Genomic DNA, 1,021 nt, shown 5'->3' with positions numbered 1-1,021 from the left:
GTGTTGTAAATCCTAACGACACAAAACAAGCAATATCTAGAGAAAAAATAAATAGTCAAGCATTAATGGTCGTATTAATGTAATAAATAGTTATTGAGACAAACTACAAGATATGAATAAAATAGCCCTACCATTAGCTATATTGGCGTTATTAATTAGTATAGCTACATTTTTCTTTTTAAAATCATCATCAGATTTAGTTTATGTAGATGTAAATAAGCTATTAGATGGATATAAGCGAACAAAAGTCGTAAAAGCAGAGTTTGACGAGAAAGCAAAAGTACTTAAAGCAAATGTAGATAGCTTATTAACAGATTGGCAAAAAGAGTTAAAAGACTATGAGAAAGAAAGAAGTGGTTTAAGTAAAAAAGAGTTGGATTTAAAACAACAAGTGTTAGCCAGTAAGCAACAACAAATTAATAATTACCAACAAGCTGTACAACGACAATTACAAGAAGAGGATAAAAAAGTAACGCAAACAGTAATTAATGATATCAATGACTTTGTAAAGGAATACGGAAAGAAACATAATTACAAAGTTATTTTTGGAGCGACAGGAAATGGAACGATTATGTATGGAGAAGAAGGAGCAGATCTTACAGAAGAGGTATTAGGCTTGCTTAATGCCGAATTTGAAGGGAAATAAAAACAAAATAATATAAAATCATAACAACTGTATTATAAAAGATACAGTTGTTATGATGATATAAAAATCAATCAAAAAGCGTAGAGAAAGGATGAGACAATTACTTTTCTATATAGGGATAGTTTGCATAATGATAAGCTGTGGAGGAAAAACATTTGACAGTGAAGCAGCGATGTGGACATATCTCAAAGATCCAGAGAATCAATATATACAGACCAAAGAAGTAAATGGAGTTTCTTTTTCGCTATTGTATAAACCAACGGATTTGCTAGTAGCACAAGAGCTAACAGAGGATAAAAATCAACAACAAATAGATAGTTTAAGGAAGAAATATGGAGAATATCTGTATTTCAACTTATCCATGTCAAGAGGTAA

1 protein-coding gene and 1 pseudogene are annotated in these 1,021 nt (G+C 30.5%); both read left to right on the top strand.

What is annotated here, in order from left to right; translation table 11 throughout:
* Nucleotides 1-112 precede the first annotated feature (112 nt).
* Nucleotides 113-646, top strand: coding sequence for an OmpH/Skp family outer membrane protein (locus tag ACYEKI_RS21250; RefSeq protein WP_459213222.1), 534 nt, complete (start codon nt 113-115; stop codon nt 644-646).
* 91 nt (nt 647-737) lie between these two features.
* A pseudogene (locus tag ACYEKI_RS21245) lies at nt 738-1,021 on the top strand (hypothetical protein); the annotation flags it as partial.

Source organism: Aquimarina rhabdastrellae (assembly GCA_947387485.1).
In the GTDB taxonomy this organism is placed as follows: Bacteria; Bacteroidota; Bacteroidia; order Flavobacteriales; family Flavobacteriaceae; genus Aquimarina.
This window is presented reverse-complemented; position numbering and strand designations above follow the sequence as displayed.

What these genes read in the sequence shown, in the direction of transcription:
- ACYEKI_RS21250 (WP_459213222.1), top strand. Translation starts at nt 113, where the DNA reads ATGAATAAAATAGCCCTACCATTAGCTATATTGGCGTTATTAATTAGT.